This is a genomic window from Streptomyces sp. NBC_00104, from assembly GCF_045160825.1.
Classification (GTDB): Bacteria; Actinomycetota; Actinomycetes; order Streptomycetales; family Streptomycetaceae; genus Streptomyces.
Window position 1 is genome coordinate 4,418,252 of the sequence record NZ_CP108215.1, and the last position, 16,818, is coordinate 4,435,069.

At 73.8% G+C, this 16,818-nt stretch carries 9 protein-coding genes; all 9 read left to right on the forward strand.

Annotation, left to right across the window (positions count from 1 at the left end; translation table 11 throughout):
* The first annotated feature begins 43 nt into the window (after positions 1–43).
* The 9 genes from OG272_RS19375 (at position 44) to OG272_RS19415 (ending at position 16,717) form a co-directional block, all read left to right on the forward strand.
* Positions 44–4,336 (forward strand): FHA domain-containing protein, encoded by a 4,293-nt coding sequence (locus OG272_RS19375; protein WP_405896038.1) that lies wholly within the window; start codon positions 44–46, stop codon positions 4,334–4,336.
* 314 nt (positions 4,337–4,650) lie between these two features.
* On the forward strand, positions 4,651–6,072 hold the full coding sequence (locus tag OG272_RS19380) for an ABC transporter substrate-binding protein (RefSeq protein WP_405894205.1): 1,422 nt from the start codon (positions 4,651–4,653) through the stop codon (positions 6,070–6,072).
* A 9-nt stretch (positions 6,073–6,081) separates the two neighbouring features.
* Positions 6,082–7,437, forward strand: a complete 1,356-nt coding sequence (locus OG272_RS19385; protein WP_405894207.1) for a carbohydrate ABC transporter permease — start codon at positions 6,082–6,084, stop codon at positions 7,435–7,437.
* The gene (locus OG272_RS19390; protein WP_405894209.1) at positions 7,434–8,357 is read left to right on the forward strand and encodes a carbohydrate ABC transporter permease; all 924 of its coding nucleotides are present in this window, start codon (positions 7,434–7,436) and stop codon (positions 8,355–8,357) included. The genes OG272_RS19385 and OG272_RS19390 overlap by 4 nt, the downstream gene beginning before the upstream one ends.
* Before the next feature lie 426 nt (positions 8,358–8,783).
* Positions 8,784–11,063: a CDP-glycerol glycerophosphotransferase family protein gene (locus OG272_RS19395; RefSeq protein WP_405894210.1), complete on the forward strand. Its 2,280-nt coding sequence runs from the start codon at positions 8,784–8,786 to the stop codon at positions 11,061–11,063.
* A gap of 217 nt (positions 11,064–11,280) precedes the next feature.
* Positions 11,281–13,473: a CDP-glycerol glycerophosphotransferase family protein gene (locus tag OG272_RS19400; protein WP_327729447.1), complete on the forward strand. Its 2,193-nt coding sequence runs from the start codon at positions 11,281–11,283 to the stop codon at positions 13,471–13,473.
* Positions 13,474–13,478: 5 nt separating this feature from the next.
* Complete coding sequence (locus tag OG272_RS19405; RefSeq protein ID WP_327729446.1) at positions 13,479–13,823, forward strand: CDP-glycerol glycerophosphotransferase family protein; 345 nt, start codon at positions 13,479–13,481, stop codon at positions 13,821–13,823.
* Complete coding sequence (locus OG272_RS19410) at positions 13,820–15,088, forward strand: hypothetical protein (RefSeq protein WP_405894213.1); 1,269 nt, start codon at positions 13,820–13,822, stop codon at positions 15,086–15,088. The genes OG272_RS19405 and OG272_RS19410 overlap by 4 nt, the downstream gene beginning before the upstream one ends.
* Before the next feature lie 39 nt (positions 15,089–15,127).
* Positions 15,128–16,717, forward strand: coding sequence for a hypothetical protein (locus OG272_RS19415; RefSeq protein ID WP_327729444.1), 1,590 nt, complete (start codon positions 15,128–15,130; stop codon positions 16,715–16,717).
* The last annotated feature ends 101 nt before the right edge of the window (positions 16,718–16,818 follow it).

The following is a 16,818-nucleotide window of genomic DNA, read 5'->3' on the forward strand; positions in this document are numbered from 1 at the left end:
CTCGTCGTCGCGGGTGCCCGCGCGGAAGGGACCGCTGACGGCGATGCAGATCCGGCTGACCGTCGTAGACCCGCTGGGACCGCCCTCTGAGCCGCGAGGACGAGCCACGGCCTGCGACGTGCTGGTCACGGCGCCCGCCGGGACGGCGCTGGCCGCCGTGGCCTCGGGCCTCGCCTCCGCCGTCGGCGAGGGCGGTGCGGAGCGGCTGGAGCGCAGTCGGGAGGTCGGCGGCGGGCAGGTCGTGCTGTACGCCGGCGCCGAGCGCCTCGACGCCCAGCGCTGCACCCTCGGCGAGCCGCCCCTCATCGACGGCGCGGTGCTCTCCCTGGGCGCCCCCTCCGAGCCGGGCCCCGAGGTCGACGAGGCCGCCGCGCAGCTCCATGTCGTGGCCGGTCCCGACGCCGGCGGCGTCCACCTGCTGCACGGCGGCAAGATCCACATCGGCCGCTCCGCCGACGCCGACGTCCCCCTCGACGACCCGGACGTCTCCCGTCTCCACTGCGCCGTCACCCTCTCCGCCGACGGCCGCGTCTCCGTCGTCGACCTCGGCTCCACCAACGGCACCACCCTCGACGGCACCCGCGTGGGCGACCGCCCGGTCCGCCTCGCCCCGGGTGCCCTCCTCCGCATCGGCGAGTCCGCCCTCCGTCTGGCCTCGTCGTCCGGGGCGCGGGGCATAGGGACGACGCCCGACGGGGAGGGCCACGTCCGGGTGACGGTGGGGGCGGGGGCCCCCGGGGGTGGTACCGGCTTCGGCTCGACGGCCGACGGTTCGGGTTCCGCGGGCAGGGGCCCGGGCTCCGGTGGCGGGGCTTCGGGCTCCGCGGGCGGCGGTTCCGACGCCGGCACAGGTGTGGGGGCCGATGGGGGTTCCCGTTCGGGGGCGGAGGCTCAGCGGGGCTCCGGCTCCGGCTCCGGCTCCGGCTCCGGCTCCGGGAGAGGGTCTCGCGGGGGTGCGGCGGGGCACGGGGCCGAGGATCCGGGGCACGGTCGTGCCGAGCGGCGGACGGTGCCGGGGCAGGGCGGGGTGCCCGGGATCGAGCGGACGGCGGGACGAGCGGGGTCCCCCACGGCCGGTACGGGGCGGGGGGCCGTGTCCGGTGCCGACCGGAGGCCGCACGAGGGACCTCACATGGGGGCGACGGGCGGGCGCGGGGCGGAAGCCCATGGCCGCGTCGGCGACCCGAGCGCGGCCGGTGATCCGTACGGGCCCGGTGATTCCCGCGACGCCCTTGATACGCGCACGTCCGGCGGGCACGGCGGCTCCGGTGGACCGGACCGCGCCGGTGAGCCCGGTGGAGCCAGCGGCTCCCGGGGTGCCGGCGGCCCGGAAGGCTTCCGTGGGGCCCCTGGGCCGGAGGATTCCGGGGACGTCGGCGGTCCGGCCGAGTCCGGCACCCGTAAGGGCACTCCCCTCCGGGGGACGGAGGTGCCGCGTGGGGTGCGCAAACGGGGTGGGTTCGGGGCCTGGGCGCGGAGGCTGGCCGGGGGGCGGGGGCAGGCGGAGGCGGAGTACGACCCGTACGAGTACGACGCGGAGTACGACGAGGACGAGCGCGGGGCGATGGCCTCGGTGCTCCCGGGCGGGAAGCGCCTGCCGGAGACGTGGCCGGACCCCGCCGCGCTGCTGCTCACCGCGCTCGGACCGGGCGCCCGGCTGTGGGAGCGGGGGCCGGGGCACCCGGAGGCGCTGACGGTGCGGCTGGGTACGGCCGACCGGGCGGCGCCGGACGGATCGGGGCTGTTGCCGGCGGTGCCGGTGACCACCGGGCTGCGGGAGGTCGGCGCGCTGGGGCTGGCCGGGCCGCGCCCCCGGCTGATGGGGCTGACCCGCGCGGTCGTCGCCCAGCTCGCCGCGCTGCACTCCCCCGACACCCTGGAACTGGTCCTGATCAGCGCAGACCGCTCCCGCTCCGCCGAGCAGCGCACCGCCGACTGGTCCTGGCTCGGCTGGCTCCCCCATCTCCGCCCGGCCCACGGCCAGGACTGCCGCCTTCTCCTCGCCTACGACCGTGAGCAGACGACGGCACGTCTGGACGAGCTGCTCCGCCGTCTGGAGGACCACGCGGCGGACACGGCGGGGCACGCGCCCGGGAGCACGGCGGGCGAGGGCGGCGGCCGTGCGGCGGCGGCCGGGGCACCGAAGCCGTCCGGTAACCGCCACGACGCCGCGACGGGCGATCGGCCCGGCGAGCCGACGAACCACCGGCCCGGGGGGCCGACGGACCACACGACCGGGCGTACGACCGGAGCGGGCGCCGGGGCCGGAGACCTCGCGGGTCGCGGCACCGATCGCGGTGGGACGGGCGACGGAGCGGACGGTGGCTCCGGGCGGCGGGCCGTGCGGCGGCCGTCGTGGGCCCGGGAGGACGAACCGGCGGACGGTGGCTTCGCGGGGCCGTACACGGTGGTGATCGTGGACGGGGACCCCGGCGGCGCCGATGTGCGCGAGGCCGTGGTGCGGCTGGCGCAGGAAGGCCCCCGCGCCGGGATCCATGTCGTGTGCCTCGCCGAGACGGAGTCCGCGTCGCCCGCCTCCCCGGTGACGGAGACGTACACGGCGGCCTGCGAGGCCTCGCCCGCGTTCCGCGCGTGCGGGGCGGTCGCCCTGCTCAGCGGTGACGTCGCCACGGCGCTACGGCTGCTGCGGGTCGCCTCCGCCGGGTTCGGCGCGGGGAGCGGTTCCGGGGCGGCGGGTCCGGCCGGGCCCGGCCGGACGGGGACCACGCGCTCCGCGCCCCCCGCGTCCGCCGACCACGCGCGCGGTACGGCCCCCGACACCCCGTCGGGCCGCCCCCGCCCCGATCACTCCGACCGTTCCGGCCGCGTCCACCGGTCCGCTCCGGCGGACCACGCCTCGGTGAGCCGTACGCACACCCACATCGACCTCGGGGGGCGCGCGCTCTCCGCTGCCGACGAGCGGACGCGTCCCGGCACCCGGGACCTCGCCCCGCTCGACCCGAACGACGCCCCCGGACTGCTGAACCACGGCACGGTGGCCACGCTGGACGCGGTGTCGGCGGCGTGGGCGGAGCGGTTCGCGCGGGCGCTGGCGCCGCTGCGGACGGACGGGACGGCCGGGGACCGGCAGGCGCGGGTGTCGGCGCCGCTGCCGCAGTCGGCGCGGCTGCTGGACGAGTTGGGGCTGGCGCGGGCCACCCCGGCGTCCTTGATGGCGCGGTGGGCGGACGCGACCGACGACGCGACGGCGCTCGGCGGGCGGGCCTGGGCCGTGCTCGGCGCGGGGCCGCGCGGGCCGGTCTCCGTGGACCTCGTCGCCGAGGGCCCCCATCTGCTGATCGAGGGGCCTGCCGGCAGCGGTCGTACGGAGTTGCTGCGGGCCGTCGCCGCGTCGCTGGCCGCCGCCGAGCGGCCCGACCGGCTGGGCATCGCCCTCGTGGACGGTCGGGACGGCGGTGCCGGCTCCGGTGCCGGCGGCGGGCGGGCCGGGGAGGGGCTGGGGGCCTGTACCGACCTGCCCCATGTCGGTACGCATCTCACGGCCAACGACCCCGTCCGTATGCGGGAGTTCGCCCAGTCCTTGATCGCCGAGCTGAAGCGCCGGTTCGAGTTGCTCGGCGGGCTCGGTTTCGTGGAGTGGCACACGCGGCGTGAGGTCTCGGGCCGTATCGTCCCGCAGCGCTCGGCGACGTCGGGGGCGGCGAGGTCCGGGACGGCCACGCCCGGCGCGTCGGCAGGGGGCTCGGCCGGGGCCGCCGATCTCGACTCGTCGTCCAGTTCCACGCTTCGGCTGCGGCCGGCGGCGAGCCGCAGGAACACCGACCAGGGCGGCAGGGGCGCGGCGGGGCGGAACCCCGCCACGGAACTCCCCCGGCTCGTCGTCATCGTCGACGACCTCGACGCGCTGCTGTCACCCCCGTTGGGGTCCACGGGGCGGCCGGCGGCGGGGTCGGTCGTCCGGGCCCTGGAGGCGGTGGCCCGGGAGGGTGAGCGCCTCGGCGTGCATCTCGTCGCCACGACCGGCGTGGGCGGACGGGCGGGCGAGAGTGAGCTGGGGCGGGCGGCCGGCGGCCGTGTCGTCCTGAGCGCACCGGTGCCGGGGCCGGACGAACCCGCGCCGGGCCGGGGCGAGTTGCTGGGCGAGGGGGGCCGCACGACCGCCTTCCAGGCGGGCCGTGTCACGGGCCGCATCCCGCGCACCGCGACCCTCCGCCCGACCGTCGTACCGATCGACTGGGCGCGGATGGGCGATCCGCCGGCCCGGCGCCCCGTCCGGGAACTGGGGAACGGCCCCACGGACCTGGCCCTGCTGGCCAGTGCGCTGGACCGCGCGGCACGGGAGGTCTCGGCGACGGGCGTACCGTCCCTGCTGTGAGGGCCCCCGGCGCCGGGGGCGGCCGGGGGTCGAAGGCGCTGACCGGGGCAGGAAGTGTCAGCGCCGCCGGGCAACAGCCGCGCCCTTGAGGGGCGCGGGGAACCGCGCGAGCGACCACGGTGGGCCGACAGCCCGTCAACGACGCATCACCTCACGGCGATTGAGCGCCCGTCACCCACCCCCATGGTCACGACGCGGTCACGATCAAGGAGTTGACACCGCAGGCGCTCTTGCCGCCCCCGGGCACCCGGCGTAGACCAGAGCCCACGGGACAGCGCTCTACGTTCGACGACGCACGGAGAACGGGGTCAGTGATGCGCAACATCCACCGCATTCGTCGCATTCTTCGTACCCGCAAGAACCATCCCCACCGCGGGCACACCCATCCACCCACGTCAAAAGCCCTCGCGGCCCTCGCCGCAGGCGTCCTCGCCCTCTCCCTCACCGCGTGCGGCGGTGACGACGACGGCGGCGACGGTGACACCGGCAACGACGGCGGCAGCGAGGCCACCGTCCAACTCCCCAAGCTGGACGGCCAGAAACTGGAGGTCGCGGCGGTCTTCACCGGCCCGGAGCTGGACAACTTCCAGAAGGTGCTGGACGAGTTCGAGAAACGCACCGGCGCCTCGGTGACCTTCGTGCCGACCGGCAACAACACCTCCACGTTCCTCGGTACGAAGATCGAGGGCGGCAAGCCGCCGGACGTGGCGTTCCTGCCGCAGGTCGGCGTGTTGCACCAGTTCGCCGAGAAGGGCTGGGTGAAACCGCTCGGCAGCGAGGCCCAGGCACAGCTGGACAAGAACTTCTCGGACGGCTGGAAGGACCTGGGCGCGTACGAGGGCAAGCAGTACGGCGTGTACGCGAAGGCCGCCAACAAGTCCCTCGTCTGGTACAACACCGCGGCCTTCGAGGCGGCCGGTATCACCGAAGAACCCAAGACGTGGGCCGAGTTCATCCAGACCGCCCAGACGCTCTCCGACGCCGGCTCCCCCGCCGTGTCGATCGGCGGCGCGGACGGCTGGACGCTCACCGACTGGTTCGAGAACGTCTATCTCTCTCAGGCGGGCCCGGAGAAGTACGACCAGCTCGCCAAGCACGAGATCAAGTGGACGGATCCGTCGGTCGAGGAGGCCCTCACCACGCTCGCCGAGCTGTGGGGCAAGAACGACCTGATCGCGGGCGGCGCCTCCGGCGCGCTCCAGACCGAGTATCCGAAGTCGATCACGCAGACCTTCGGTGGCGAGACCCCGGCGGGGATGGTGTTCGAGGGCGACTTCGTGGCCGTCACCATCAACGGTGACACGGACGCGAAGATCGGCACGGACGCCAAGGTGTTCCCGTTCCCGGCGGTCGGCGACGACTCCCCCGTGGTCACCGGCGGCGACGCGGCCGTGGCGCTGAAGGACGGCAAGGGCGCACAGGCGCTGCTCACCTTCCTCGCCTCGACCGACGCGGCGGAGATCTGGGCGGCACAGGGCGGCTTCCTCTCCCCCAACAAGGAGATGGACGACGGCAGTTACAAGGACGACGTCACCCGGGAGATCGCCAAGGCACTGCTCGCGGCGGGCGACGACTTCCGCTTCGACATGTCCGACCAGGCCCCGGCGGCGTTCGGCGGCACGCAGGGCGTGGGTGAGTGGAAGGACCTGCAGGACTTCCTGAAGAGCCCCGACGACGTGGCCGGTGCCCAGAAGCAGCTGGAGACCGACGCGGCGAAGGCCTACGGGAACGGCTGACGGCGACCCATGTCGTCTGCCGTGACGAAGACGGCGGGGGGCGCCGGTGCGACTCCGGCACCCCCCGCCGCACCGCGCAAGAGCGTGACGGGTACGCGGCTGTGGGTGGCGGTGCTGTTTCTGCTGCCCGCGCTGGTGCTGCTCGGCGCGCTCGTGGTCTACCCGATCGGGTACTCGGTCTGGCGGAGCCTGTTCGACGCGGACGGCTCGGGCTTCGTCGGCCTGGACAACTACGCGGAGATCTTCTCCGACGACTCCACCCTCGTCGCCGTACGCAACACCGCGATCTGGGTCGCGGTGGCCCCGGCGCTCGTCACCGCGCTCGGTCTGATCTTCGCGGTGCTGACCGAACGGGTGCGCTGGGGAACGGCGTTCAAGCTGATCGTCTTCATGCCGATGGCGATCTCGATGCTGGCCGCGGGCATCATCTTCCGGCTGGTGTACGAGCAGGATCCGGACCAGGGCGTCGCCAACGCGGTCGTCACGTCCGTGCACGACGTCTTCGTCGACGAGTCCGTGTACCCGAAGGCCCGGCCCAACGCCCAGGTGAGCGACCTGAAGGCGTCCGGCGGCGGGTCGTTCACCACGGAGGGGACCGTACGGGCGGGCACCCCGGCGCTCCTTCCCCTCGTCGGCATCGCTCCCAACCGGCTGCCCGGCGACGCGCGGGACGCGAAGGCCGCCACCGGCGACGACGTCACCGGCACCGTCTGGCTGGACTTCCGGCTCGGTGGCGGTGGCGAGAAGGGGGCCGTCGACCCGGGCGAGAAGGCGCTGGAGGGGGTCAAGGTCGAGGCGGTGAAGGACGGGAAGGTCGTCGCCACCGCGACCAGCGGCTCCGACGGCACGTTCAGCCTGCCCAAGTCGGCCGACGGGGCCCAACTCAAGCTGCCCGGCTCGAACTTCGCGGCGCCCTACAACGGCATCGACTGGCTCGGCCCGACCCTCGTCACCCCGGCCGTCATCGGCTCGTACGTCTGGATGTGGGCGGGCTTCGCGATGGTGCTGATCGCGGCGGGGCTGGCCGGGGTGGACCGCAACCTGCTCGAAGCGGCCCGGGTGGACGGGGCGAACGAGTGGCAGGTGTTCCGCAAGGTCACCGTGCCGCTCCTCGCGCCGGTCCTGGTCGTCGTCCTCGTCACGCTGATGATCAACGTGATGAAGGTGTTCGACCTCGTCTACATCATCGCGCCCCAGCCCACCCAGGACGAAGCCAACGTCCTCGCCCTGCAGCTCTACTTGGTGTCGTACGGCGGCGGGGGCGACTTCGGTCTCGGCAGCGCGATCGGTGTGGTCCTGCTGCTGCTCGTGCTGCCGGTGATGTGGGTCAACATCCGGCGCCTCAGGAAGGAGCGCCAGCGGTGACCGCTCTCGAAACCCCCGCGCCGGCCCCCGCGCCGGGGACTCCGGCGCGCGAGGAGCCCGTACGCGCCAAGCGCTCCGTCGCCGCCCGGCTCGCGAGCGGCGCGGCGGGCGGCGCACTGCGTGTGTTCCTGCTGCTTGTGGCGCTGTTCTGGCTGGTGCCCACCTTCGGGCTGTTGGTCTCGTCGTTCCGCGACCCGACCGACATCTCCGCCTCCGGGTGGTGGAAGGTGTTCTCGGCTCCGGCCCAACTCACCACCAAGAGCTACCGGTCGCTGCTGGAGAACGACGACGTCACCCACGCCCTCGTCAACACCATCTGGATCACGGTGCCGGCGACCCTGCTGGTCGTCCTGATCGGCGCGATGGCCGGATACGCCTTCGCCTGGCTGGACTTCAAGGGCCGCGACTGGTGGTTCATGGTCGTGGTGGGGCTGTTGGTCGTGCCGGTGCAGGTGGCGCTGATCCCGCTGTCCGGGCTCTTCCGGGACCTCGGGATCTTCGGCGACATCATCGGCGTCGTCCTCTTCCACGTCGGCTTCGGACTGCCGTTCGCGATCTTCCTGTTGCGCAACTTCTTCGCGGAGATCCCGCGTGAACTGCTGGAGGCGGCGCGGCTGGACGGGGCGGGCGAGATACGGCTGTTCACGACGGTCGTACTGCCGCTGGCCGCACCAGCGTTGGCGTCACTGGGGATCTTCCAGTTCCTGTGGGTGTGGAACGACATGCTGGTCGCGCTGGTCTTCTCCAGCTCCGACTCCCAGCCGCTGACGGTCGCGCTCCAGCAGCAGGTAAGGCAGTTCGGCAGCAACATCGAGATCCTGGCGCCGGGCGCGTTCATCTCGATGGTGATCCCGCTCGCCGTGTTCTTCGCGTTCCAGAGGCAGTTCGTGTCGGGGGTGATGGCGGGGGCGGTGAAGTAGGAGCAAGGGCGCCTCATAGCTCGGGAGTTGGGGGTGTAGTGGCGGGTGCGGGTGCGTGGGGGCTGGTCGCGCAGTTCCCCGCGCCCCTGAAAAGCCGGGGCTACGCCCCGTGCTTTTCGGCCCGCAGACCCGTCGCTCTTCAGGCCCACGAGGCCGTGGTCTTCAGGCCCGCAGGGGCCTGGTCTTTAGGGGCGCGGGGAACTGCGCGACCAGCCCCCACGCACCTGCACCCGCCCGACACCCCGGCCCCCCGAGCTACTGGGCGCCCCCACCCCGGCGGAGCCCAACCGCGTGAACAAACCCCGCACGCCCACGAGTTCACCCGTGCGCCCCCAGGCCCCGTGGATATCCCCCGTATGGAACACACCGCGTAACCAAATCATCCCATCGGCCGTTTCCGGGCAGTATGCCCGCGCCGACCCATGGATGTCCTCCTTGCCCAGGTTCAGTGTCATCGTTCCCGCGTACAAGGTTCAGGCGTACTTGCACGAATGCCTGGATTCCGTGCTGTCCCAGTCCTTCACCGACCTCGAACTGATCGTCGTCGACGACGCCTCCCCCGACGGCTGCGGGTCGATCGCCGACGAGATCGCGGCCCGTGATCCCCGTGTACGGCGAACCGTGCGCCTGCGGGAGAACGCGGGGCCGGGTGCCGCCCGCAACAAGGGAATGGAGTACGCGAGGGGGGACTACCTCCTCTTCCTCGACGGCGACGACACGTTCACGCCGGGCGCGCTCCAGGCGATCGCCGACCGCGTCAAGGAGACCGGCGAACCGGACGTCCTCGTCCACGACTTCGCGCGAACCTCCTGGTCGGGCGAGCCGGTCCGCGACGAGCGCGCGCTCCAGCTCACCGAGCAGGGCCCGGCCCCCTTCCGCCTCGACGACCGCCCGGGCCTGCTCGGCGTCCGCCCGGTGGTGTGGAACAAGGCGTACAAACGGGAGTTCGTCGAGGACCACGACTTCCGCTTCCCGCCCGGCATCTACGAGGACACGGCCTGGACGTACCCGGTCCTGATGGCCGCCGCGTCCGTCGCCACCCTCGACCGGGTCTGCGTCCACCACCGGCGCCGCCGGCACGGCAGCCTGCTCGGGGCGACCACACGCGGTCACTTCGACGTGTTCGAGCAGTACGACCGGGTGTTCGCGTACGTCGACGAGCGGCCGGAGCTGGCGCAGTGGCGTCCGGTGCTGTTCCGGCACATGGTCGGCCACCTCACCTCCGTGTTCTCCCGGCGCCACCGGCTGCCGCGCGAGGCGCGCGCCGAGTTCCTGCGCACGGTCCGCGCGTACTGCGCCCGCTACCGCACCCCGGGCACCCCCGTCCGCGCCCGCGCCCGGCTCCGGCACGCGCTCCTGCGGATCGGCAGCCCGCGCGTCCACCGCGTGCTGTGGGCCGGGGCGCGGCTGGGCCGGGGCGCCGGACGCCTGGTGCGGGACCTGGCCGGCCTCTTCCGCGCCGCCGGGCTGCGCCTCCACTACCGCGTCCAGCGCCTCCTCCCGCTGCGTGCCGACCGGGCGGTGTTCGCGGCGTACGGGGGCCGCGGCTATGTGTGCAGCCCGGCCGCGCTGGAGAACGCGTTCCGTACGTATGTCCCCGGGATGCGCACCTCGTGGGTCGCGCGCCCGGAGCACCACCACACTCTCCCGGTGGCGACCCGGCGGGTGCTCCCCGGCTCGCTGGCGTACTGGACGGCGCTCGCCCGCTCCAAGTACCTGGTGAACAACGTGGACTTCGACCGGCGCCTGGTCAAACGGACCGGTCAGGTTCTGCTCCAGACCCAGCACGGCACACCGCTCAAGCACATGGGCCTCGACCTCCAGGACCGGCCGGCGGCGGCCCGCGGCACCGACTTCGCGGCCGTGCTGCGCGGCAGCGACCAGTGGGACTACGTCCTGTCCGGAAACCGTCACTCCACCCTCGTCTGGGAACGCGTCTACCCGTCCCCGTACACGACCCTCGAACACGGCTCACCGCGCAACGACGTCTTTCTGAGGGCGAATTCGGCGGACGTGGCCCGGGTGCGCGAACACCTCGGCATCCCCGAGGGCTCGGTCGCCGTCCTGTACGCCCCCACGCACCGCGACTACCGCCACTCGCAGCGCGCACACCTCGACCTGGAGCGGGTGCTGCGCAAGCTCGGGCCGCGCTTCGTCATCCTGGCCCGCGCCCACCACGCGTACGACTCCCCGCTGACCGACCTGGCGCACGGCCGCCTGCTGGACGTCACCGGCCATCCGAGCGTGGAGAACCTGTGCCTCGCCTCGGACGCCCTGGTCACGGACTACTCGTCCCTGATGTTCGACTACGCCAACCTCGACCGGCCCATCGTCATCCACTCCGAGGACTGGGAGGCGTACGAGGCGGCGCGTGGCACGTACTTCGATCTGCGGTCCTTCCCGCCGGGCGCCGTCGCGCGCAGCGAGGACGAGCTGATCGACATCTTCGCCACGGGGCACTGGCGGGGGTCGCGGTCGGCGCAGTTGCGGTCCGCGTTCCGTGACCGGTTCTGTCCGTACGACGACGGGCGGGCGGCGGAGCGGGTGGTGCGGCGGGTCGTGCTGGGTGACACCGCGCCGGTCGGCTTCGTCCCGCTGTCCGGGCGCCACCCCGTTCCGTCCGCCGCCGCGGCCCGGCCGTCGTCGCCGCTGGCGACGGTCCCGGGCCAGGCCCAGCCGGGTGCGGACGACTCCCTGCGCGCGTAACGGTTTTCAGCGTTTTCAGTCGCCCCCGCCGCCCCTACCCGTCCCATCCCCTCCAGGGGCTGCGCCCCTTCGACCCCCAGGTGCGGGTTCGTCGTGGTTGCTCGCGCGGTTCCCCGCGCCCCTGAAGAGCAGGGGCTGCGCCCCGTGCATTCGTTCCAGCCCCCCACCCGCCCCCAGCCGAACCACGCGCCCCACGCACCGAACCCGAAAGGCAAGAATGCCCCGCTTCAGCATCATCGTCCCCACGTACGGTGTCGAAGGGCGCCTGTCGCTCGCTCTGGAGTCGGTTCTCGGTCAGCCGTTCGGTGACTTCGAGCTGATTCCGGTGCATGAGGCGGCGGCGGACTCACCGGCCGGGGCGGTCAGCGCCGCGTACGCCACCAGGGACACCCGGGTGACCCCCGTCCAGTCGTCGCCCTCGGGCGGGCTGAGCGCCGCCCGCAACGCGGGACTGGCCGCGGCGCACGGGACGTACGTCCTGTTCCTGGACGGGGACGACACGCTCGCGCCGGGCGCGCTGCAGGCGATCGCGGACCGGCTGGGCGGGACAGGCGACCCCGACGTCCTGTACTTCGCGCACGAACGCGCGCACTGGTGGGAGGGCGGTACGACCGTCGTGCGCCCGACCGGTCCGGACACCCCGGCGTGGAGCGCGGCCTACCGCCGGGACTTCCTCGGCGAGCGCCAACTCATGTTCCCCATCGGCCATTTCACCGACCTCGGCTGGAGCGGGCTGGTCGCGCTCGCCGCCGACCGTACGGCCGAGCTGCGGGACACGGTCTGCGTACGCCATCTGCTGCGCCGGCGGGGCAGCCGGCTGGACGCGCCCGGCGACCACCAGCTCGAACTCCTCGACCAGGTGGAGCTGGTACTCGCCAGGGCCGCGGCCGGACAAAGGCTGTCGGAGGCGTTGTTCGCGCAGCTGTTCGCGGTCGTGCTGCGGAGCCTCGCCCACCCGGAGCGGCTGCCCGCCCACCACCGCCGCGCGTTCTTCCGCCGCGCCACGCACCTCTACCGCCTCCACCACCCGGCCGGCTTCCGCCCGCCCACCGGCAGCCTCGGCGTCCAGCACCGGCTGCTCGCGACCGGCTCGTACGCCGGGTTCCGGGTCCTGTGCGCCGCCCACCGGGCGGTGGCCGGAGCCCTGGCGGCGCTGCCCCGCCCCCGTGCGCCCCTGACCCGCGCCCTGTACGCCGCCCAGCGCGTCCTCCCGCTGGACAGGAACCTCGCCGTGTACTGCGCGTACCGGGGCCGTGGCGTCGGCCGCGACCCCGCCGCCCTCCACGCGAAGGCCCGTGAGCTCGCCCCGTGGCTCCGCTCGGTGTTCCTGGTCGAGCCCGACGCGGTGGACCGTCTCCCGTCGGACGTCGAGTACGCCGTCATCGGCAGCCGGCGCTCCTGGCGGGTTCTCGCCCGCGCCAAGTACCTGGTCCACAACGCCGACTTCGACGCCGACTTCGCGGACGCGGTCGTCAAGCGTCGCGGCACCGTGCACCTCCAGACCCAGCACGGCACCCCGCTGACGACGAGGGGCGTGCGCCGGTCCCCGTACCCGGTGGCGGCCGCCGCGTCCGGCCGCTTCACGGACCTCCTCGGGCGCGTGGACCGCTGGGACTTCTGCCTCTCCACCAACCGGCACTCCACCGAGACCTGGGAGCGGGCCTTCCCGGGCCGGTACGAGCAGCTGGAGTACGGCTGTCCGCGCAACGACGTCTACTACACGGCGACGGCCGAGGACGTGGCGCGCGCCCGGCGCGAACTGGGTGTTCCCGAGGGCAGGAAGGCCGTCCTCTACGCCCCCACCCACCGCGACCACGCCACCGGCCACGGCCCCCGGCTCGACCTGGCGGCCTTCTGCGAGGCGGTGGGCGAGGAGTTCGTGGTGCTGCTGCGGGCGCACCACTTCTCCGACGGGTTCTCCGGCGACGGGTTCTCCGGCGACGGAACCTCCCGCGGGAGCGACGGCCGGATCATCGATGTCGGTGCGCACCGCTCCACCGAGGACGTCTGCCTCGCCGCCGACGCGCTGATCACCGACTACTCGTCCCTGATGTTCGACTACGCCCACCTCGACCGGCCGATCGTGATCCTCGCGGACGACTGGGAGGTCTACCGGGAGACCCGGGGCGTCTGCTTCGACCTGCCGACCACACCGCCCGGTCATGTGGCGCGTACCGAGCGGGAGTTGGCGGACCTGTTCCGTGACGGGTCGTACGCGGACCTGAAGGCCGACGTCCTGCGGGCCGTCTTCCGGGAGCGGTTCTGCCAGTTCGACGACGGGCGGGCGGCCGAGCGGGTCGTACGGCGGGTGTTCCTCGGCGAGCGGCCGGAGGCGCTGCCGCCCGTCGTGCCGCTCGCCGAGCGCACGCCGGCCCCGGCGCCCGCCGCCGCGACCCTCGTGAGGAGCTGACGGACATGCCCCGTTTCAGTGTCATCGTCCCCGTCGTCGAGGTACGGGGCTTCCTGCGCGCGTGCCTCGACTCGGTCCTGGAGCAGTCGTACCGGGACCTGGAGGTTATCGCCGTGGACGACCGGTCCCGCTCCTACCGTGAGCTCGCCCGGCTGTTCGACTCCGGGCAGTGGCAGGACACGGAGTCGGCTCGGCCGCGGGCCGGCTTCCGGGAGCGGTACTGCGAGTTCGACGACGGGCGGGCGGCCGAGCGGGTGGTGCGGACGGTGATGCCGGGTGAGGCGGCGCAGGCGGTTCCCGCGCCGGGGCGGGCCGGGTCGTCGACGGCCACCGGCCTCGTGTGGTCATGAGGGTGCGGGCGTGGGTGCTGTTGCTCGCCGCCGGCTTCGCACTGCTCCAGTTCGCCGGTGTCACCGGGCGCGCCACCCCCGACACCAGGAACTACGTCTCGTACGCCCTCACTCTCGGCGGCGCGAGCCTGCGGGAGTCGGCGGCCGGGACCATCGACCACTACTGCGGGAGCCGGGCGGCGACGGCCGCCCGCGACCACAGCGTGGACGTGGTGCGCTTCCGCGCGCCGAGCCCGGCCGCGCGGGTCGCCGAGGAGTGCCGCCGGGAGCTGTGGCGGACGGTCGACCGGCGGCTGGCGGCCGGGCAGACCGGCGGCCCCATCGCGCCGTTCACCTCGGAGCGGTTCCAGCGGATCTTCGAGGTGCGGCCCGGGTATCCGGTGCTGCTGGCCCCGTTCGTCACGGTGTTCGGGGTCATGTGGGGCGTGTGGCTGGCGAGTGTGCTGATCGCGGCGGCCGGGGGTGTGCTGGCCTTCCTCGTCCTGCGCGCCGTCCGCGCCCCGGCCCCCGTCGCCCTCACCGGCCAGGCCCTCTACTACGTCCTCCCGTGCGGGACGACCGCCATGCGGCCCATGACCGAGGGACTGCTGCTGGCCCTGACGCTGGCCGCGCTGTGGGGGTGTGCCCTGGCGATGGAGGGGCGCGTGCGGACGGGGGTGCCGCTGGTGGGCGGCTCCCTGTCGGCGCTGTTCACGGTGAAGCACTCGCAGGCGCTGTTCCTGGGGGTGTGTCTGGTGGGGGCGTGCGCGGTGGTCGTCGCGCTGCGCGCACGCGGTGGTGAACGAGAGGGGTGTGAGCGGGTCGAGCCGTGGGTGCGGGCGGTCGGGGCGGTCTCGGCGGGCGCGGTGGTGTGCACGCTGGCGCTCGCCAGGCTGCTGCACTACCCGGCGGCGACGGAGAGCCTGCAGGACCTCCTCACCGACCACTTCACGCGCCCCGACCGGGCCCGGCCGTGGCCGGAGTTCCTGCGTCTGGAGCTCGGCTTCTGGGTGGAGTGGGGGCGTCAGCAGCTGACCCGGCCGTTGTTCCCGGCCGCGCTGGTGGCGGGCGCGTGGGGCGCGCTGCGGCAACGGCCGGTGTTCGGGTGGTTCGTGCTGGCGGGCGCGTTCACGGGGATCCTCAACCAGGCCGGGCACCCGGACATCACCATCTGGGGCGACCGGCTGATCGTGGTGGCGTGGCTGCTGCCGGTGCTGGGGCTGCCGTTGTCACTGGAGCGGATCACCGCCCCCCGCCGCTCACTCGATGTGGTGACCGCGCGCTGAGCCGCCGACCCGGATGAAAATATCGGGAATAAACGGCAAATGCCTCAGACAGTCCAGACCGGTCACCCTTCCGGTCGTCGCGTCGCCCTCGGGGTCACCGCCCTGCGCGGCGGACGTACCTGGCTGACCCGGCGGCCGACCCCGTATGTCGTCATGGGCGGGCTGTTCTGGCTGGTCATGACGCTGGCCTACTGGCGGGTGCCGCTGTGCTGCGACGCCGGCCAGCACGCGGCGGTCGTCGAACGGCTCCGCTGGGACCTGCTGCACCCGGCCCACCCCACCGCCGCCCTGCCGGGCGCGGGCAGCCCTTACTACTCCCCGTACACCGTCGCCCAGGGCGCCCTCGCACGGCTGACCGGGCTGAGCGGCTGGTCGCTGGTGAAGCTCGCCGGGCCGGTGAACCTGGTGGTGCTGCTCACCGGGATCGGCCGCTTCGTGCGTGTGCTGACGCCCCGGCCGTGGGCACCGGTCCTCGCGCTGCCGTTCATGACGCTGTTGTGGGGCACCGAGCGGGTCCTGTGGAGCGGCTATCTCGGGCTGATGTCGATGGCGACGACCCTCGGCTATCCGTCGACGTTCGCCATCGGGCTGACGTTCTGGGCGTGGGCGTGGACGGGGGAACGCGCGCGGGGCGGCGGGTTCTCTTGGCGGGTGCGGTACGTCGGGCCGAGCGGCCTCGGGAGCGTGGGGGCGTACGCCGGTCTCGGCGCGCTGTACGGACTGATCCTGCTGGTGCACCCGATCACGGCCGTGGCGTCGGTGGCCGGGGCACTGGCGATCGTGGCGGCCTGGCAGTGCGGGTGGCGGGGGCCGCTGGTGGGGCGCTGGACGCTGACGGGAGCGGTCGCCCTGGCGGTCGCGGCCTCGTGGCCGTACTACGACATCCTGTCGCTGGCCGGGAACACGGGCGTGGACGGCATGCACCGGACCCTCTACGAGGGCGCGGCCGGACATCTCTGGCTGGCGCTGCTCGGGCTGCCGGCGCTGTGGGTGCGGGGGCGCAGGTCTCGGAGGGACCCGCTGGTGCTGATGTTCACGGCGGAGTGCCTGGTGGTGGCGTACGGCTGGGTCAGCGGGCACTACACGTACGGCCGGGTGCTGGGGCTCGCGGCGGTGCCCGCGCAGTTCGCCCTGACGGTGGAGCTGGCGGCGCCCCGGCCGTGGGAGTGGGCGCGGCGGGCGCTGGGGGGCGCGGCGGCCGCGGGGGCGTGCGCGGGGTTCCTCACGGTGCAGGCCGGGACGGTCGTGCCGCCCGCGCTCGACCCCGTCGGCTTCGAGCAGCCGCCGCGGTGGCCCTCGTACGACTGGGTGGCGCGGCATGTGCGGGCGGGCGACGTGCTGATCACCGACGGGTATTTCGCGGGGCGCGCGATCGCGGGGTACGGGGTGAACATGGCGGCACCCACCTGGCCCGATCCCGCGGTGGAGGAGGGGGAGCGGGTGCGGCGGTACGCGGATGTCCGGGCGTATCTGGATCCCGCGTCCTCGCGTGCGGGGCGGGCGGTGATCGCGCGGCGGTACGGGGTGCGGTGGCTGGTGCTGTCGCGGTGGCAGCGGGTGCCGGAGGAGGCGGTGGTCGTGGACTGGAGTCCCGAGACCGGGGAAGTGCTGGCGCGGATCGCTCCGTAGGGGGTGGTTCGGAGCGATCCGCGACGTGACGGCCGGTGGGGGCTTGACGCGCGGTTCCCGCGTCCCTGACCAGCGGGTCTCAGCCCCTCCCGAACAGCCGG